Annotated in this window: 17 protein-coding genes and 1 pseudogene; 9 read left to right on the top strand and 9 right to left on the bottom strand. The window is 69.9% G+C overall.

Translation table 11 applies throughout. The annotated features are described in order from the left end of the window. Positions 1-5 precede the first annotated feature (5 nt). Positions 6-1631 carry a substrate-binding domain-containing protein gene (locus tag LJ657_RS32480; RefSeq protein ID WP_232652474.1) on the bottom strand — a complete coding sequence of 542 codons (1626 nt, stop codon included), beginning with the start codon at positions 1629-1631 and terminating at the stop codon, positions 6-8. A 293-nt stretch (positions 1632-1924) separates the two neighbouring features. Here LJ657_RS32480 and LJ657_RS32475 point away from each other — a divergent pair, with 293 nt between their 5' ends. Next, the gene (locus LJ657_RS32475; RefSeq protein ID WP_232652473.1) at positions 1925-4456 is read left to right on the top strand and encodes a helicase C-terminal domain-containing protein; all 2532 of its coding nucleotides are present in this window, start codon (positions 1925-1927) and stop codon (positions 4454-4456) included. Between the two features lie 253 nt (positions 4457-4709). On the opposite strand, the gene LJ657_RS32470 is transcribed toward LJ657_RS32475, so the two are convergent. The 4 genes from LJ657_RS32470 to LJ657_RS32455 all read right to left on the bottom strand — a co-directional run bounded on the left by LJ657_RS32470 (position 4710) and on the right by LJ657_RS32455 (position 6116). After that, positions 4710-5204 (bottom strand): NUDIX hydrolase, encoded by a 495-nt coding sequence (locus LJ657_RS32470; protein ID WP_232652575.1) that lies wholly within the window; start codon positions 5202-5204, stop codon positions 4710-4712. Positions 5205-5401: 197 nt separating this feature from the next. Beyond that, a complete protein-coding gene (locus LJ657_RS32465; RefSeq protein ID WP_232652472.1) occupies positions 5402-5641 on the bottom strand; it encodes a DUF7848 domain-containing protein in 240 nt (79 codons plus the stop codon). After that, positions 5638-5862, bottom strand: coding sequence for a hypothetical protein (locus LJ657_RS32460; protein WP_232652471.1), 225 nt, complete (start codon positions 5860-5862; stop codon positions 5638-5640). Before LJ657_RS32460 ends, LJ657_RS32465 begins: the two co-directional genes overlap by 4 nt. Next, positions 5859-6116 carry a hypothetical protein gene (locus LJ657_RS32455; RefSeq protein ID WP_232652470.1) on the bottom strand — a complete coding sequence of 86 codons (258 nt, stop codon included), beginning with the start codon at positions 6114-6116 and terminating at the stop codon, positions 5859-5861. The genes LJ657_RS32460 and LJ657_RS32455 overlap by 4 nt, the downstream gene beginning before the upstream one ends. A 118-nt stretch (positions 6117-6234) precedes the next feature. On the opposite strand from LJ657_RS32455, the pseudogene LJ657_RS32450 reads away from it, so the two are divergent. The 7 genes and pseudogenes from LJ657_RS32450 to LJ657_RS32420 all read left to right on the top strand — a co-directional run bounded on the left by LJ657_RS32450 (position 6235) and on the right by LJ657_RS32420 (position 13017). Next, positions 6235-6974 (top strand): annotated as a pseudogene (locus LJ657_RS32450) (helix-turn-helix domain-containing protein). A 4-nt stretch (positions 6975-6978) separates the two neighbouring features. Then, positions 6979-7449: an NUDIX domain-containing protein gene (locus tag LJ657_RS32445; protein ID WP_232652469.1), complete on the top strand. Its 471-nt coding sequence runs from the start codon at positions 6979-6981 to the stop codon at positions 7447-7449. A gap of 226 nt (positions 7450-7675) precedes the next feature. Further along, entirely contained in the window at positions 7676-8296 is a 621-nt protein-coding gene (locus LJ657_RS32440) for a hypothetical protein (protein WP_232652468.1), read from the top strand. A gap of 567 nt (positions 8297-8863) precedes the next feature. Beyond that, positions 8864-9205 (top strand): SCO3933 family regulatory protein, encoded by a 342-nt coding sequence (locus tag LJ657_RS32435; RefSeq protein ID WP_232652467.1) that lies wholly within the window; start codon positions 8864-8866, stop codon positions 9203-9205. A gap of 343 nt (positions 9206-9548) precedes the next feature. Then, positions 9549-10922: an FtsK/SpoIIIE domain-containing protein gene (locus tag LJ657_RS32430; RefSeq protein WP_232652466.1), complete on the top strand. Its 1374-nt coding sequence runs from the start codon at positions 9549-9551 to the stop codon at positions 10920-10922. A 149-nt stretch (positions 10923-11071) separates the two neighbouring features. After that, the gene (locus LJ657_RS32425; protein WP_232652465.1) at positions 11072-12511 is read left to right on the top strand and encodes a replication initiator; all 1440 of its coding nucleotides are present in this window, start codon (positions 11072-11074) and stop codon (positions 12509-12511) included. Continuing rightward, entirely contained in the window at positions 12508-13017 is a 510-nt protein-coding gene (locus LJ657_RS32420) for a hypothetical protein (protein ID WP_232652464.1), read from the top strand. Before LJ657_RS32425 ends, LJ657_RS32420 begins: the two co-directional genes overlap by 4 nt. A gap of 67 nt (positions 13018-13084) precedes the next feature. Here the strand turns inward: LJ657_RS32420 and LJ657_RS32415 are convergent, their stop codons facing one another. Beyond that, the gene (locus LJ657_RS32415; protein ID WP_232652463.1) at positions 13085-14644 is read right to left on the bottom strand and encodes a recombinase family protein; all 1560 of its coding nucleotides are present in this window, start codon (positions 14642-14644) and stop codon (positions 13085-13087) included. A 109-nt stretch (positions 14645-14753) separates the two neighbouring features. Here LJ657_RS32415 and LJ657_RS32410 point away from each other — a divergent pair, with 109 nt between their 5' ends. After that, entirely contained in the window at positions 14754-16394 is a 1641-nt protein-coding gene (locus LJ657_RS32410; RefSeq protein WP_232652462.1) for a DNA repair helicase XPB, read from the top strand. Positions 16395-16404: 10 nt separating this feature from the next. Here the strand turns inward: LJ657_RS32410 and LJ657_RS32405 are convergent, their stop codons facing one another. The 3 genes from LJ657_RS32405 to LJ657_RS32395 all read right to left on the bottom strand — a co-directional run bounded on the left by LJ657_RS32405 (position 16405) and on the right by LJ657_RS32395 (position 17067). Further along, the gene (locus LJ657_RS32405; protein ID WP_232652461.1) at positions 16405-16578 is read right to left on the bottom strand and encodes a hypothetical protein; all 174 of its coding nucleotides are present in this window, start codon (positions 16576-16578) and stop codon (positions 16405-16407) included. Beyond that, positions 16575-16784, bottom strand: coding sequence for a hypothetical protein (locus LJ657_RS32400; protein ID WP_232652460.1), 210 nt, complete (start codon positions 16782-16784; stop codon positions 16575-16577). Before LJ657_RS32400 ends, LJ657_RS32405 begins: the two co-directional genes overlap by 4 nt. 97 nt (positions 16785-16881) lie before the next feature. Next, positions 16882-17067 (bottom strand): hypothetical protein, encoded by a 186-nt coding sequence (locus tag LJ657_RS32395; protein WP_232652459.1) that lies wholly within the window; start codon positions 17065-17067, stop codon positions 16882-16884. Between the last annotated feature and the right edge of the window lie 42 nt (positions 17068-17109).

Genomic DNA, 17109 nt, shown 5'->3' with positions numbered 1-17109 from the left:
GTGGGTCACGCCGGTCGGCACACCAGCGGGTATTCCGTCTCCGAGCAGGGGCGGTTGCCGTACTGGCGCAGGATGTCCTTGCCGCCCTGGTCGGTGAGGTAGCGCAGGAAGGCCGCGGCCATGGAGTCGGCGGGCGGTTCGCCGTAGGTGTAGGCGTACTCGGTCTGCCAGTACGGATAGGTACCGTTCTCGACGCCGTCGAGCGTGGGCGGCATGTCGTCGATGCGGAGCTTGACGAGGTCGCCCGAGGTGACGCTGCTCGCCTCGCTGTAGCCGAGGGCGCCGGGCAGCGTGGCGGTGCGGTCCAGCAGGGTGTCGGTGCTGTCGACCTCGCAGACCCCGGCCTTGTCGTGGGCGAGTTGGGCGCAGTCGTTGACATCGGCCTCCGGCACGGACCTCCCCTTGAGGACGCGCTTTTCGAGGGCGCCCCGGGTGCCGGAGTCGCGGTGGCGGTCGACGAGGTGGATGGGGATGTTCGCGCCGCCCACCTCGGACCAGTTGGTGGTCTTCCTGGCGTAGATGGAGCGGACCTGCGCGAGGGAGAGGTTGCGGACCTTCGCGTCCTTGTTCACGACGAGGGTGAACAGGGCGTACGAGACGGGCCGGGGCAGGATCTCGGGATGGCCCTGGTCCGCCGGTCCGTCGGTGAAGGCGATGCGGTCGGCGAGTCCTTCGGTGCCCTTGAGGCCGGCCGCCGCGCCGGTCCGCTCCAGCGCGGCGATGCCTTCCCCGCTGCCCTGGAACGCGCCGTCGTCGGCGACGATCTTCGCGCCCTTGGCCTCGCAGAGCGTCGCGTACTCCTTCGCGGCCGCCTGCACGGCGGGGGCGAAGGCCGTGGAGCCCTCCATGTGCAGGGTGCCGCCGACGCAGTCCAGCGGGGCGGGTCTGGTGGGCCAGAACAGGGTGATGCCCGCCTGCACGAGAACGGCGACCGCGAGCAGGCTCATGAGGACCTTCGCCGCCCGGGAGGCGAAGGTGTGGCTCTCGGTCTGGGCGGGCTTGAGCCGGGCGAGCCAGCGGCCCCAGGCGAAGGAACGGCGGTTCTGGCCGGTCAGGTCGGCCTGGAGCTCCGGGTCGGGGAAGACCGCCCCCGGGCTGCCGGAGCTGCGTTCCAGCAGCGCGAGCACCTTGTAGTGGGCGCCGGGGTTGAGCGTCACCCTGGGCAGCCGGATGACGCCGGATCCGTCGTCCTCGCCGATCCCGAAGCCGTCGGTCTCCTGGGTGCGGCCGTCGCGTGTGGTGACGAAGAAGTGGCGCAGCGCGGGATGGCTGAGTTCGGTGACCGCCATGCCGACGACCCTGCGGTCCGGGAACAGGACGTGGGCGCCGGTCTCCGCGGTGGGGGGAGCCAGATAGTCCGAGGGCGCTATCTCCCGCCAGCCGGCGTTCTCGATGCGCAGCAGGACGAACGACGGCTGGGACAGCGGCCGGCCGTTGTCGTGCATGCGGGCCAGGACGTCGGCGCTGGGCGCGTGGGCGGTGTCCGTGGCCAGCGTGTCCATCTGGAAGCGGTAACCGAGCCGCTTGCGGCGGATGACCACGAACTCCCAGAAGAACGCCAGGAGGGGGATCGCGATGCTGACCATCGCGACGACGTTGTTGAAGTCGAACTCCATGCCGAAGATCCCCACCGCTGAATCCCCCTGATCTGTGCGGCAGTTGACAGTGATCCCAGAGTGACGAGTGCGTGCCGGGTGGAGCCAGGGTTGCGGCAATCCTCCGGCTGAAGTTCATCCAGAGGTCAACAAAACCCAGCCCGTCGTGGGGGTCCCCCCGCTCGGGCGAAGCCGAGAGCGGGGGGAGTTCGAGGACGACGCCGAACGCCGCTACGGGGGTCTGGGGGCGAGCCCCCAGGGACGCGAGCCCCCACTCACCCGCACCTGCTCAGCGCAACCGCCGGAGGCAACCCGCTACCGTGGGTCGGATGAGCACCCCGGCCGCTCCGCGTTCACTCGCAGAGGCACTGCGCGACAGGGACGACGCCTCCCTGGCGGAGCTGCTGCGCGCCCGCCCCGATCTCATCACCCCCGTCCCCACCGACCTCACCCAGCTGGCGACCCGGGCCGGCACCCGCGCGTCCGTCGTGCGGGCGCTGGAGCGGCTGGACCGTTTCGCGCTTCAGACGGCCGAGGCGCTGGCGGTGGCGGCGGATCCGGCCGGCTACGAAGAGCTGCTCGGGCTGATGAGCGGCGACGGCGGCGACCCGGCGGTCGCCGCGGCGCTCCCGCGTGCCCTGGGGACCCTGCGGGAGCAGGCCCTGGTGTGGGGCGGCGACGACCGGCTGCGGCTGGTGCGGACGGCCCGTGAGCTGCTCGCGCCGTCGCCGCAGCACCCGTCGCCGACCGGGCTCGGGCCGACGGTGCAGGAGGCGACGGCGGGCATGTCGCCGGGCCGGATCCAGGAGATCGTCACCGCGGTCGGGCTGCCCTCGACGCACGACTCCGTCTCGGCCGTGGCCTCCCTCACGGCCCTGTACGGCGACCGCGCACGCATGGCGGCGCTGCTCGCCGAAGCCTCCCCTGAGTCACGGGAGGTGCTGGACCGCCTGGTGTGGGGGCCGCCGTACGGGCAGGTCACGGCCGATCCGGCGCCCCGGCTGCGCTGGCTCCTGGACCGCGGGCTGCTGCTGCCGACGGCGCCCGGGACGGTCGTACTCCCCCGTGAGGTGGCCCTGCACCTGCGCGGCGGCCGGGCGCACCGCGCCACCGAGCCGCTGCCGCCCGCCCTGGAGGCGACGGCCACACACCGTCCACAGGTTGTGGACGCGACGGCGGCCGGACAGGCGTACACCGCGCTGGCGACGGTGGAGGAGCTGCTGAAGGACTGGGACGAGGGCGGGCCCACCGTGCTGAGGGCGGGCGGTCTCAGCGTGCGCGACCTCAAGCGCACCGCGGTCGCGCTCGACGTGTCCGAGCCCGTCGCCGCCTTCTGGGTCGAGCTGGCCTACACGGCCGGGCTGCTGGCCTCCGACGGGGAGGCCGACGAGCGGTACGCGGCGACCCCGGCCTACGACGAGTGGCTGGAGCTGCCGGCCGCAGAACGCTGGGCGCAGCTGGCGCAGGCGTGGCTGACGGCGACGCGCACGGCGGGCGTGGTCGGGGGCCGCGACGCGAAGGAACGCGCCTTGTCGGCGCTGGGCCCGGGACTCGACCGCTCCGCGGCGCCGGAGGTACGGCACCGGGTGCTGAGCCTGCTGGCCGGGCTGCCGGAGGGTGCCTCCCCGTCCGCCGAGTCCGTCCTCGCCCGGCTGCGCTGGGAACGGCCCCTTCGCGGCCCCCAGCAGAACGACGACCTGCGCGGACGGCTCGCCGGCTGGACGCTGTCGGAGGCGGAGACGCTGGGCGTGACGGGGCGGGGCGCGCTGTCGGCGCACGGGCGGGCCCTGCTCGGGGCGCCCGCACCCGCGCCCGCACCCGTGCCGAAGGACGCCGAGCCCGCTCAGCAGGGCCCCGGCGACAAGCTCCCCGTGCACCACATGCCGGTCACCCTGGAGCCCCTGTCCGCCACCGAGCAGGCCACCGCCTCCGCGGCGGCCGGGCGGCTCCTCGCCCCTCTCCTGCCCGAGCCGCTGGACCACGTCCTGCTCCAGGCGGACCTGACGGCGGTCGCCCCCGGCCCGTTGAAGCGCCCGCTGGCCGACATGCTGGACGTGCTGGCGGACGTGGAGTCGAAGGGCGGGGCCACGGTCTACCGCTTCACCCCCGGTTCGGTACGGCGCGCCCTGGACGCGGGCCGCGCGGCCACCGACCTGCACGCCTTCCTGACCGCCCACTCCCGCACCCCCGTCCCGCAGCCGTTGACGTATCTGATCGACGACGTGGCCCGTAAGCACGGGCATCTGCGGGTGGGGGCGGCCTCGGCGTACGTCCGCTGCGACGACGACGCCCTGCTCAACGAGATCATGGCCGACAAGCGCGCCGCGGCCCTGCGCCTGCGCCGCCTCGCCTCCACCGTGCTCGCCACCCAGGCCGACCCGGCGACCCTCCTCGACGGTCTGCGGGCGATGGGCTTCGCACCGGCCGCCGAGTCGGCGGAGGGCGACGTCCTGATCACCCGCGCCGACGCCCACCGCACCCCGCCCCGCACCGCACCCGCGCCGGTCCCGGACGGCCCGCCGACGCCCGACATCACGCTCCTGGCTGCGGCGATCCGTGCGATCCGGGCCGGCGACCTGGCCTCCACCACCCCGCGCAAGCAGACCCCGTCGGCCTCGCCGGGCGGCGACCTGCCCCGCACCAACTCCGCCGAGACCCTCGCCACCATGCAGGCCGCGGTCCTCACCGGCGAAGCCCTCTGGATCGGCTACGTCAACGCGGAGGGCGCCGCCAGCCAGCGCGTCATCGCCCCGATCCGCGTCGAGGGCGGCTTCGTGACGGCGTACGACCACACGGCGGACGAGGTGCGGACGTACCCCTTGCACCGGGTCACCGGGGTCGCCGAGCTCGCGGAGGACTGACGACGGCCGATGCCGGCCGGTCATGACTGGTCACGAGTGGTCATCAAGGCTTCACGACCGGCCGTGATCGTCCGCGTATGCGGCACACTGGACGTTTGGCCGAGACGTTTGGCCGAGACGTCCGGCCCACGGAAAGGGTGCCCCGCGTGAATGGTCCACTCATCGTCCACACGATCAGGCGTGATGCACACACTAGCGGCCGCGTCTGCGCTGTGACGCGTTCGCGCTGGTCAGCGCGGCAACTCGGCCTCGGCTACGGCAACGGCTTGGACAGGTAGCGCTTCAGAGCATCGACACCATCAGGTACGAATGTCCACCGCTGGAGCGCGTCCGGAAGTTCGCTCTCAGTGACCCACCCGTGCCAAGCGATCTCCGACGGATCAGGGGAGATTTCCTCGGTGACCACGGCTTCGTGGACGCCGAGCCAATACGGACTGATCGCCCCTCGGCAGAGGAACTTGAAGGCGAATCGGACCGACGCCCGGACGCCCAGTTCCTCAGTGAGTTCGCGGGCTGCCGCCTCCTCGTACGACTCTCCGACCTCGGCAGCTCCACCGATCAACCAGTTGTACTGCCCTGGGAATCGGGAGACGTCCTCCTGTCTCCGATGCAACAGGATGCGGCCATCCGTATCTCGACAGACGATCGTCGCGACGCGGTGCAGCCAACGGTTCTTGATGGCCTCGCCCCGGTCCACCACCCCGAGCACCCGATCCCGCTCGTCCACTCGCTCCACCAGTTCACCCATGGCTCTCACCATCACAGATGGGTACGACAGTCCGTGGCTACCCGCCAGTTCTTCCACGGGTGCGGTGAGCCGCCGTGCGATAGCACCGGTCAGCCCCGCGCTCAGCTTGTCGACCAGCCAGCGATGCACCGCCCATGCACATCGTGGAGCGCAGACTGAGCTGCGCCGACCCGCTGAGCCATGTTGCTCGCCGTCGCTCAGCGGGCCGGGGTCTCCTCGTCGCGCGTCACGCGGGCGTGGTCGGTGTACTCGCGGCGGAACAGGTCGTGTCCTGTGTGTCCCGTGTGCCTCAGCGCCCAGTCCTGGGCGTCGTTCGGGTCGCTCTGGGGGCCGGACGATTCCCCGCACCCGTACGTGACACAGAACAGCTCGGCCGTGACGCCGCCCTCCGGGGCGTGCCGGATCGTGTGGTTGACGTAGCGCAGGACGGCCCTCACCCCGCCCACCTCCTGGACGCGTTCACCTCGCGCACCTTGGCGCGCAGTTCGTCGGACGTCGTGGCCTCTCTGAGGGCCCGCGGGGGCACGTCCCACTCAATGCCGCCACCGAGCGGGCGGAGTTGCACGTACGGGCCTTCAGCACCCATGACCTCGCCGAGCTGGTCGCTCCTGGTGTCCACGACCACCGTGCCGACCTCGGGAACATCCTGGGCAGTCATGAGCGCCCCCGACGGATCACCTCGGCGAGCTTCAAGGCAGTGTCGGAGTTCACTCGGCCCAGGTCCACCAGGGGCAGGCCGGACATGAGCGCGGTGAGGTCGGTGCTCAGCGAAGGGAGCGTGACACCGGCCATGGCGCACGCCTCCCTCAACTCCCGTGCCCCGGAGTCCGCTTCGTGCCATGCGGCTGATGCATGGTCCTGTTCGGTCGACTGTCGTTCCGTGCTCACCGCTGCCCCCTTGCTCTCGGTCATGCCACCGATCGTCCGCTCCTCACTCGGGACGGTGGAACCTCGTACGTTTCCCATTTCGGGACGTCCCACAGCGGGTAGAACGTCCCTGGGTACGTCCCAGATACACGAGGGGGATGGCATGCCGAACGAGAGACTACGTACGGCCATGGCGGCGGGAGGCTGGACCTACGCGATGCTGGCGGAGAAGGTCGCGGTCGACCCCAAGTCCGTTGAGCGATGGGCGAATCTGGGGCGTATCCGCGCCGGGCCACGGCACTGCGGGCCGCCGAGACGCTCGGGGAGGACGTGCACGCGCTGTGGCCCACACTGCGTCAGGCCCGCCCTGCCCGCGCCGTGAGTCCCGAACTCGTCGCTCTCTACGGCCAGCGGGCGGACGTGCCCGTATCGGCGTACGCAGAGCTGTTCGCCTCGGCTCGTGAGTGCATCGACATCCTGGTGTACGCGGCCGTGTTCCTGCATGAGGCGTATCCCAGGCTGAACGAACTGCTGCGGGAGCGCGCCGCCGACGGATGCGCGATCCGCATCGCCGTGGGGGACGCCGACAGCGCGAACGTCCAACAGCGCGGGACTGAAGAGAAGTTCGGGCACGGCATCGAGTCGCGCTGCCGCCTCGCGCTCCTGCACTACCGCCCGCTGCTCGACATCCCCGGCATCGAGGTGCGCACGCACGGGACCACGCTCTACAACAGCCTGTACCGGGCCGATGACCAGCTCTTGGTGAACGCTCACGTCTTCGGCGTGAATGCCTACGGAGCTCCCGTGTGGCACCTGCGCCGCACCGGCGACGGCGGCATGTTCGACGCCTATGCGGGGAGCTTCGACGCCGTATGGGCAACCGGCCGGTCCGTGGCAGGGTGACCGCATGGCACGCACCGAGTACTACGACGACCCCAGCGCCCCCAAGCCCAACAGCCTGGTCGTGGCAGCCTCCGCCGTCGTGACCGACGACAAGGGGCGCATCCTCCTCCAGCGGCGCAGGGACAACGACCTGTGGGCCCTGCCGGGCGGTGGGATGGACATGGGCGACTCGTTGCCCGGCACGGCCGTGCGGGAGGTCAAGGAGGAGACGGGCCTCGACGTGGAGATCACGGGGCTGGTCGGGACGTATACCGACCCCCGGCACATCATCGCCTACAGCGACGGCGAGGTGCGGCGGCAGTTCAACGTGTGTTTCACGGCCCGCGTCATCGGCGGCGCTCTGGAGATCTCGGATGAGTCCACGGAACTCCGCTTCGTGGACCCAGAGGAACTGGACGCGCTCCCCATGCACCACACGCAACGCCTGCGTCTGGTTCACTTCCTGGAGCATCGCTCGGCCCCGTATCTCGGCTGAGTCGACCTCAGCCACAGACAGCCCGCCACGACGGCGGGTGCGCCGACAGAGCACCGGCCACGTGTGCCTCCAGCAACCCCCACCTGCCTCAGCCACGCCCAAGTAGTCTCCCTCCATGTGCGCTTTACGGAGGCTTCCACGTCAGCACTTGGCACCGGCGACTGAGCGGTTCTGGTCAATTCGTGGGGCTCAACTCTGCCTCGACGACATCGAGAACGTGCATGACTTGCTGAAGGAACGCGCCGAGAGCGTCACCATCCTCGTGGGTGTCAACGGCGTAGCCGACGAGGTTGAGGATCTTCGAGACGCCTCGCCGGATGACTTGGACCGCGTGCGCTTGATCGCGGGAGAGCCGCACGTCGAAGTACACCTTGGGGTAGTGCCCTATGTCTCCGCGAGTGACAGTCAGGAGGCCCGCGAACTTGCGCGGGATGTGCACAGCTTGGTGAGCGTTCGTAGGCGGCCAGGGTGGCAGAGCTTGGCCGCCGTCTGGACTGTAAGGGCCTTCGGCTTCGGCCCTGGCCTGACGTTCCTGGCCATCCTTCTGGCCGACGGAATCGGACTCATTTCACCGTCAGATCACACGCGCGGAGTGATCGGGGCCGTGATGTACCCCGCGGTCCTGCTCGGTCTCGTGACCGCGGCCATCGCCTACAAGCAGTGGCTCAAGGTGGACTACGCGACACCCGTGCTTCCAGAGCGTCGGCGGGAGATCCAAAGCCGAACCGAGCAGGGCAGAAGCGGCACGAAGTGGGGGCTGGTGTCCGGAATCGCGCTGACCTTCGTCGGCTGCCTCGTCGCCCTCCTGTCGGCGTGGCTCACCGATTTCTTCGGCCTCAAGGCGTAGGTCGGTCTGCGCCGGCGAGCGTCAAGCGCTCTCGGGGTGCGTCCGTCTCCCCATCGGACGGGCTGTCTGGCCGCTTGGAGCCTTGGGGCAGGGCTATGGAACCCGAGTTCGCATTGTTCACGCGCCAGTCTCCGGGAGCCGCTGAGCGGGGCGCAGACAGGAGCGGGCGGTTGCCGGGGGCGGCGCGCGACGGACCGCGTCAGCGGTCCGCCCTCTTGATCCAGTAAGGAAGGTTTCGACGCGCCCCCGTGGCGATCCGTGGCGACCCTGCCAGCGGCTGCTGCCAGGAACGGGACGCTTTTTCTACGGCCGAGGTTTCTCCCTACGGCACTTTTCCACGACAGCTCCGACGGTTAGTGACGTTCCGCATTGCCGGATTTCACCCCAATTTGTCATCCCGTCAACCGAGATGGCGGAGCGCAACGTAGCCGACGATCGCCGGTTAGCAAAACCGGGGATTCTCCGGATCATTTTCCCTACCAACGCCACACGGTGTGGGGCCGACGGTCCGTACTCGGTGGTGCTGGTTCCCTGCGCCCATTTTCCCGACCCGGAAGGAATTCCCCCATGGCCTCCAAGCCGATTCGCGTCCTGACCCAGGGCGCCCTGTACACCGTTGCCACCCCCAGTGCGCCGAAGGTCAAGGACTTGCGCACGGGCGAGATCGCCACGCACCCCCAGACCGGGGAGCCGCTGCACACCGTGAGCCTGCTGGAGATGGCCGATGGCGCGGCGGACCTGCTCAAAGTCACCGTCCCGGCGTCCAAGATCCCCCAGGGTCTGCGCCTGGGCGTGCCGGTGCGGCCCGTCGGCCTGACGGCCACGCCGTGGGCGCGCATCTTCAACGACCAACTTTCCGACGGCGTGGCCTACCGCGCCGACTCGATCGAAATGGAGAACACCAAGTGACTGCCCCCATGCCCAAGTTCACGCCTGTCTACCCGGTTGGCGATATGAACACCGAGAACGCTCCCGACAGCCGTTTTACGTCCCTGCTCGTACAGGACGTGGCTGCCGTTCTTGAGCGCCACGGATATCCGCCGGTCATGGCTGGGGCCGACTACTCGGCTCTGTCCATGCACCTGCTTCGCTTCTGCCACCTCGGGCGGTAATCCACTCCCACCGGCGGCCCGCCTCGCCCCCCCATCGCGCGATTCCGGGGCGGGCCGCCCCTCCGTAATGCATCCAACACCTCCAAGAGCAAACGGAGTTGCCCTTGCATCACCTCGCCATATCCCAATCCCCGGGCGGAATGCCCCCTGAGCCCATCGCCCATGTCGCCCTGGGCATCGCCGCCGCATTTCTGGTGACGTTCGGCGCCTTCACTGCGCTGCGCTACCTGCGGGCCGACAGTGAGACACGGGCCAGTCTGCGGCTGGCGTCACGCATCCGCCGCACCTGGCGGCGCAGCGCGCCCATGCTCGGCCTCGCGGTCGCTGACCGCACCCCGACCACGGGGGCACAGCTCATCGCCAAGAGGGGCCGGCGGCCCGAACCCCGTACCCGGATTCCCGCGATCACGACCCGGGCGGACCGTACCGGCGTCAGCATCCGCATGAAGACCGTCGCGGGCATCGGCGTGGATGAAGTCACACAGCAAGCCCGCCACTTGGCCGATCTGTGGGGCTGTGCCCGTGTCTCCGTCGTCCCGGACGGTCCCGGCCGCCTGCTGGTGCGTGCCGTGCGCTTTGACCCGCTAGCCGCGCCGACCCGGTACCGTCCCGGCCTGACGGCCCCCGCCACGCTGCGCGTGTGGCCGATGGGGGAGGACGAGTACGCCAAGCCCGTGGCGGCGGCCTTGTCCAACGTGCCCGGCATCGCGGTGGCCGGACTGCCCGGCTACGGCAAGACCTCGCTCATCAACAGTCTCATCGGACGCTTCGCGCCCTCGGACGCGGTTCAGTTCGCCGTAGCCGACGGCAAGGCCGAAACCGCCGATGCGGGCGACTACGCCGAGATCGCGCCGCGCCTGTTCGCGTTCGTCGGCGACGACCTGGCCGAGGCGAACAAGCTGTTCACCAGGCTGGTCAAGCTGCGCCGCGACCGTTTCGCCGCCATGAAACGGGCTCTGGGCACCGCCAACCTGTGGGACGTGAACCCGTCGGCTGCCTGGCCCCTGGTGATCCTGGTCATCGACGAGGCGCACACCTTCTTCAGCCAGCCCAAGGGCAGCGACAAGCGCTCCCGGGAACTGGCCGCCCTGGCCGCCGAAAACGCCCGGCTCGTGGACGACCTGATCCGCAAGGGCCGCTCGGTCGGCTTCGTGACCATCGTGGTCACTCAGAAGCCCACCGGTGACGCCATCCCCACCTCGATCCGCGACAACTGCGGAATCCGTGTCTCCTTCGCCCAGACCACCCAAGAGGCGGCCGTGGCCGCACTCGGTGACGACATCCGCCAGTGGCCGGACGCCAACCCCGTCAGCCTTCAGGATCCGGCCTACGTCGGCGTGGCCTCCATGCGCATCCAAGGCCAGGAGGGCTTCACCCGCGTGCGGATGCCGGAAGTCACCCCCTCTGACACGGCCGAGGTCGCCACAGCGACGGCGCACCTGACTGTCGACCCCGCTGCGCTGCTGCCGCACAGGGACGGACCGGGCCCGGCCGACTTCACCAAGGCCGCCTGATACAGGTCGTGTGATGAACGCTCGCGCCCCGCCGGGCCCGCTCATCCGTCCTTCTCACGATCTTGTACGCCGGGCAGGGACCCGCACATCGCCAAACGTTCGGTTCCTGCCCGGCCGCCTCCCGACTCGCACCGGAAGACCCCCGCATCATGCCCGATTGCTCGACACCCCGCCCCGTCGTCTCCCCGGCCGTGCGTGACCTCCTTCGCCTGGCCAACCTCGATGAATTCGACCGCCACCGCTCCCGCCTCGACCGCCTCGGCGGCTGCACCCATCCCGTACAGCTCATGGGCCACACAGTCACTCTCGACTCCGCCACGGGTGAGGTGCTGCGCTCGTACGACACCGCCACCGATGAGCCCACCGGAAGGCTCCTGATCGCCTGTGGCAACCGCCGCGCCTCGCGCTGCCCGGCCTGCTCACGCATCTACGCCGCCGACACCTACTACCTCATACGCTCCGGACTCACCGGCGGAAAGACCGTGCCCGACACCGTGCGCACCCACCCGCGCGTGTTCGCCACCCTGACCGCCCCCAGCTTCGGCCCTGTGCACAACCGCCCCGGTCTGCGGCCCTGCCGCTGCGGCGTCCACCACGCCGAGACCGATCCGGCCCTGGGTACGCCACTGAATCCGGTGACGTACGACTACTGCGGCGCGATCCTCTTCAATGCCCACGCCGGGGTGCTGTGGGACCGCTTCACCCGCAACCTGCGCCGCGAGATCGCCGCCCTCGCCGGCATCCCCCAAAAAGCACTGCCTGGCGTGCTGCGGCTCTCCTTCGCCAAGGTGGCGGAGTACCAGAAACGCGGCGCCGTGCACTTCCACGCCGTGATCCGCCTCGACGGCCCGGACGGCCACGACCAGTCCCCACCCGCCTGGGCCACCGTCCCGCTCCTCACCGACGCCATCCATGCGGCAGCCTCCCGCGTGCTCCTCGTCGTCGAATCCGACGCCATCGGCAGTCGTGAACTGAATTGGGGCACACAGATGGACGTACGCGAGATCACCAGCCCCGGACCGGACACGCCCCTGACCGATGCGGCCGTGGCCGGATACGTCGCCAAGTACGCCACCAAGGGCGCCGAAGACTCCGGCACTATCGACCGCCCCCTGTACTGCGCTCCCTGTCAGGGTCGCGGCGCCATCCTCACCCCACGCGGAGACCACACCGAATGCCCCCACTGCATCGGCACCGGCCTGGCCGAACCACCCGAGTCCCTGCGCGTGCAGGACCACGTACGCCAACTCATCCGCACATGCTGGCAATTGGGGCAGCTCCCCGACTTCGCCCACCTCAACCTGTGGCGCTGGACCCACATGCTCGGCTATCGCGGCCACTTCTCCTCCAAGTCCCGCCGCTACTCCACGACCCTGGGCGCCCTTCGCGGCGCCCGCCGTACCTGGGCCGTGGACAAGGCCCGCGCACGTGCTGGGGCGTCCGCCCTCGACGACACGGCCGCCGACACCGTCTCGCACTGGCAGTACCTCGGCAGCGGCTACAGCCCCGGTGAGGAACTGCTGGCGGCCTCCGTCCGACGTGAGCGTGCCGCCGCCCTCCGGCTCAAGCGAGAGGGCGACGCCCCGTGACTAACCGCACCACGACGTTCGTCGGCCGCTTCCGCTGCGGGCAAGGCGCGTGGCATGTCTCCACGGAGAGTGCGGGAGTCGCCGCAGTCATACGACGCCTCTTCGGTGAGCAGTCGCCGATCCAGTCCAAAGACGCCTCCGGCCAGCTTGAGGTGCTGCCCCGATCGAGCAGCCTGCCCGTCGTGGTCTCCGGCCCTGAGTCCGTCAGGGCGGGCCTGTTGACGGCCGCGCCCCGCTACGAACCCAGGCCCAGTGTTCGCGTCACGTTCCGTCTCGCAGATGCCTACGACCTCGGTGGTTTCCGCCTCAGCTCCTCCTCGTGGGATCTCGCGGAATCCGTCCCGGCGCTGCGGTCCGCACTCGCGGACACCTCCGGTGATGCTCTCTGCGAACTCACCGCAGAGACAGTTGAGTTCACCACCCGCAACGGAGCCACGCTGTCGTACTGCCGCCCCTCCATCAAGGTCGTCGGTCCTTGGCGTCACAGCGACCGATACACAGCCTGATCCCGGCCGCATAGAAGGGCGCCCCCACCTCATCCGGTGGGGGCGCCTTCTTGCGTGTCCGACGGCGTCAGCCTGCGTCTTCCTTGGGCGTCTCGTCCCGCCCGCTCTTCCTCACCGCTGCCGCCCGCCGCATGTGCCCCTCCTCGCCGAAGTGCACCGACAACCGCGACGTGTCCAGCTTCTTCCCGCCGCGCCGCGCGGGTGCCACCTCCACGTAACCGCCCGCGTTCAGCAACAGGTCCCGCTTACCGGCCACGTCAGAGCGCTTCCACTGTTCGGCGTGCGTCTCGCCGGTCGGCTCCTCCTTCACGCCGCCGGGCTTCGCCGTTCGCTGCTTCTCCTTCAGGGAGGCCAGGCGGTCCTCCAGCTTGGCGTACTGCTCCGCGTACCGGATCGCGCCGTCGTCTCCCTTGAACAGACCTCGGTCGTACCGGTCCTTCTGCAAGTCGGCCAGGGCTTCCTCCGCCTGCCTGATCTGGGGACGGAAGTCCTCGCCCACCTCCTGGACCATCCGCATCACGGGGAGGTGCCCGTACTTCGCAAGGAACTGCTCGGTGACATGCTCCTCGGTGGTCACCCCCGCCACGGTCGGCCCGTAGCACTTCTCGCCCGGCTTCTCCTCCCCCTTGGCCGCCCGCTGGCGGTACTTCAGGGGGCCGATGCACCGGTACCGAAGCTGGCCGTTGCGCCCGCTGAAGGTGTACATGCGCTCACCGCAGACTCCGCAGTGCATGATGCCTCGCAACAGCGACGTCCCCTCCCGGCGCTTCTCACCGGGATTGGCCCGGCGCTCCAGCTCGTCCTGGAGAGCCTGCCAGGTGTCCGTGTCGAGGATCGGCGGGCGGTTGACCAGGGGCAGACCGTCCGTCCGCAGGATCGGCTTTCCATCCTCGATGACCTGGCCGAGCAACTGGGGGTTGCCCAGCAGGCTGCGCAGCGTCGTCGTGTACCACTGCTTGGAGTCGCTGCGCTTGCCCGTGGTCTGGCGTGAGGTGTGGCCAGGCGACGGGACGCCCTCTTTGTTGAGGTCGTTGATGATCTGCATGAGCGAGTCCTTGGCAAGGACCTGCTCCACGATCCTCCTGATCGTCTTGGCCTCGTCCTCGTTGACCGCGAGAACCTTGCCCGCCCCGTTCGGGTTGGGGACGACCATGTACCCGTACGGAACCCGCCCGCCGGTGTAGCGGCCCTCACGCCGCAGGTGCTCGTGCGCGCTGGACACCCGCATGCCGATGGTGTCGGACTCCAGCTCGGCAAAGACCGCGATCACTTTTGCCATGGCTCGGCCCATGGACGACGTGAGGTCGAGCGGCTCGGTCGCCGACGCGAGCGCGACGCTCTGGTGCTCGGCGAGTCGCATGATCTCCGCGAAGTCGACCGTCGAGCGTGCGAGCCGGTCGATCTTGAAGAACACGATCACGTCCAGCTCGGCGAGCCTGGTCAGGATGCGTTGCAGACCGGGCCGGTCGAGGCCCCGCGAGAAACCGGAGACATCGATGTCTTCCTCGACGACTATGACGTCCCAGCCACGCGCCTCACACAGCGCCTCGCACGCCGCTCTCTGGCGCTCGGGAGAAGTCGTCTCGTCGGTTTCACGCGATAGGCGAACATAGATAGCAGCGCGCATCCCCGGCGCGCTGGCCGGAACGCCCTTTCGGCGCCGGGCACGGGGCATGGCCCGAGCCGTGGCAGGTTTGCTGTCTGTCACGGTGACAATCCTATCCGTGGAGGTATGCGTGTCCTGCCTAATCGTCCAGTCCGACAAGACCCTGCTCCTGGAAGTCGACCACGAGCAGGCCGACGAGTGCCGTCGCGCCATCGCGGCGTTCGCGGAGCTGGAGCGGGCGCCCGAGCACATCCACACGTACCGGGTGACGCCGCTGGGGCTGTGGAACGCGCGGGCGGCCGGACACGACGCCGAGCAGGTCGTGGACGCCCTCGTGCAGTACAGCCGGTATCCCGTGCCGCACGCCCTGCTGGTCGACGTCGCCGACACCATGGACCGCTACGGGCGGCTGACCCTCAGCAAGCACCCCGCCCACGGGCTGGTCCTCACCACCACCGACCGGCCGGTGCTGGAGGAGATCCTGCGCTCGAAGCGGATCGCTCCGCTGGTCGGGGCGCGGCTCGACCCGGACACCGTCGCCGTGCACCCCTCCGAGCGCGGGCAGATCAAGCAGACGCTGCTGAAGCTGGGCTGGCCCGCCGAGGATCTCGCGGGATACGTGGACGGCGAGGCGCATCCGATCGAGCTCGCCGAGGACGGGTGGGCGCTGCGGCCGTACCAGAAGCAGGCCGTGGAGAACTTCTGGCACGGCGGGAGCGGGGTCGTCGTGCTGCCGTGCGGCGCCGGGAAGACGCTCGTCGGCGCCGGGTCCATGGCGCAGGCGAAGTCGACGACCCTGATCCTCGTCACGAACACGGTCTCCGCGCGGCAGTGGAAGCACGAGCTGGTGAAGCGGACCTCGCTGACCGAGGAGGAGATCGGTGAGTACAGCGGGACGCGGAAGGAGATCCGGCCGGTCACCATCGCCACGTACCAGGTGCTGACCACCAGGCGGAAGGGCGTCTACCCGCACCTCGAACTCTTCGACTCCCGCGACTGGGGGCTGATCGTCTACGACGAGGTGCACCTGCTGCCCGCGCCGGTGTTCAAGTTCACGGCGGACCTGCAGGCACGGCGGCGGCTGGGGCTGACCGCGACCCTGGTGCGCGAGGACGGACGCGAGTCGGACGTGTTCTCGCTCATCGGACCCAAGCGGTTCGACGCGCCGTGGAAGGAGATCGAGGCGCAGGGGTACATCGCGCCCGCCGACTGCGTGGAGGTCCGGGTCAACCTCACCGACTCGGAGCGGCTCGCCTACGCCACCGCCGAGCAGGAGGAGAAGTACCGCTACTGCGCGACGACGGAGACCAAGCGGAAGGTCACGGAGGCGATCGTCCGCCGTTTCGCGGGCCAGCAGATTCTCGTCATCGGGCAGTACATCGACCAACTCGACGAGCTGGGCGAGCACTTGAACGCGCCGGTCATCAAGGGCGAGACCTCCAACGCCCATCGCGAGAAGCTCTTCGACGCCTTCCGGGAGGGCGAGATCAGCGTGCTGGTGGTCTCCAAGGTCGCGAACTTCTCCATCGACCTGCCGGAGGCGACGGTCGCGATCCAGGTGTCGGGCACCTTCGGATCCCGTCAGGAGGAGGCCCAGCGGCTCGGGCGGGTACTGCGCCCCAAGGCCGACGGCCACCAGGCGCACTTCTACTCCGTCGTCGCCCGCGACACCATCGACCAGGACTTCGCCGCCCACCGCCAGCGGTTCCTGGCGGAGCAGGGCTACGCGTACCGGATCCTGGACGCGGACGAACTCCTGGCGGAGGACTGAGCCGAGCCGATCAGGGCGCAGGCAGCGTGAACACCATCAGCAGGACGAACAGCGACGGCAGCAGCGAGGCCACCGCGGCGCCTGCGCGGCAGGGCAGCCAGCGCATCCGCCAGGGGAGCACCCAGGCGGTGACCAGGGCAGCGAGCGTGGGCAGGGTGCCGCAGGAGAGCGTGCCGTAGATCACGGACAGCCGGGAGTTGAGCGCTGCGGAGCAGTGATCGGGGCGCAGGCGTCGGTCGCCATCGCGGAGAGACCGCCGAGGAAGAGCGCGGCGGGGCCGAGGAACATCAGGAGCACCGTCGCGACGAGGGGCGCCACCCAGGCCCGGCGGTCCGGCTCCGTGGTGCCGGAGGGGCTCGGGGGCTGAGCCACGGTGTGCTGTGTCGTCATACGGGCAGTGAAGCGGCCCGCCAGGGGCCGGGGCACCGGTGCGGGTACTCATCCGGCGGCTGGTCACGTACTCAGGCCGGGGCCCGGTCGGCGACGGCTACTTGCGGCGTACGCCCGCTTCCTCGCCGTACTCGCCGAGGATGACCACGTCGAAGGCGGCACCCGCGAACACCTTCAGGGCGCGCAGGGCGTCGCCGAGGCGGTGGCGGTGGCTGCCGAGGACGGGGGTGGCGCCGGGCGGGCCCGGCCGGCTGGGGCCTGGGGTGATGGTTGCTGCGCTCATGTATCCATGGTGGATCGGCAGGCATAAAGAGGGCATCGGCCT

This window comes from Streptomyces guryensis (genome assembly GCF_021261325.1).
GTDB lineage: Bacteria > Actinomycetota > Actinomycetes > Streptomycetales > Streptomycetaceae > Streptomyces > Streptomyces guryensis.
Note: the sequence above shows the minus strand (reverse complement) of the source record. Positions and strands in the feature narration are given on the sequence as shown.

Bases quoted from the DNA above. Each gene is read 5' to 3' on its own strand.
- LJ657_RS32475 (WP_232652473.1), top strand. From the start codon at position 1,925: ATGAGCACCCCGGCCGCTCCGCGTTCACTCGCAGAGGCACTGCGCGAC.
- LJ657_RS32470 (WP_232652575.1), bottom strand. From the start codon at position 5,204: ATGGGTGAACTGGTGGAGCGAGTGGACGAGCGGGATCGGGTGCTCGGG.
- LJ657_RS32460 (WP_232652471.1), bottom strand. From the start codon at position 5,862: ATGACTGCCCAGGATGTTCCCGAGGTCGGCACGGTGGTCGTGGACACC.
- LJ657_RS32455 (WP_232652470.1), bottom strand. From the start codon at position 6,116: ATGACCGAGAGCAAGGGGGCAGCGGTGAGCACGGAACGACAGTCGACC.
- LJ657_RS32445 (WP_232652469.1), top strand. From the start codon at position 6,979: ATGGCACGCACCGAGTACTACGACGACCCCAGCGCCCCCAAGCCCAAC.
- LJ657_RS32435 (WP_232652467.1), top strand. From the start codon at position 8,864: ATGGCCTCCAAGCCGATTCGCGTCCTGACCCAGGGCGCCCTGTACACC.
- LJ657_RS32430 (WP_232652466.1), top strand. From the start codon at position 9,549: ATGCCCCCTGAGCCCATCGCCCATGTCGCCCTGGGCATCGCCGCCGCA.
- LJ657_RS32425 (WP_232652465.1), top strand. From the start codon at position 11,072: ATGCCCGATTGCTCGACACCCCGCCCCGTCGTCTCCCCGGCCGTGCGT.
- LJ657_RS32415 (WP_232652463.1), bottom strand. From the start codon at position 14,644: ATGCGCGCTGCTATCTATGTTCGCCTATCGCGTGAAACCGACGAGACG.
- LJ657_RS32400 (WP_232652460.1), bottom strand. From the start codon at position 16,784: ATGACGACACAGCACACCGTGGCTCAGCCCCCGAGCCCCTCCGGCACC.
- LJ657_RS32395 (WP_232652459.1), bottom strand. From the start codon at position 17,067: ATGAGCGCAGCAACCATCACCCCAGGCCCCAGCCGGCCGGGCCCGCCC.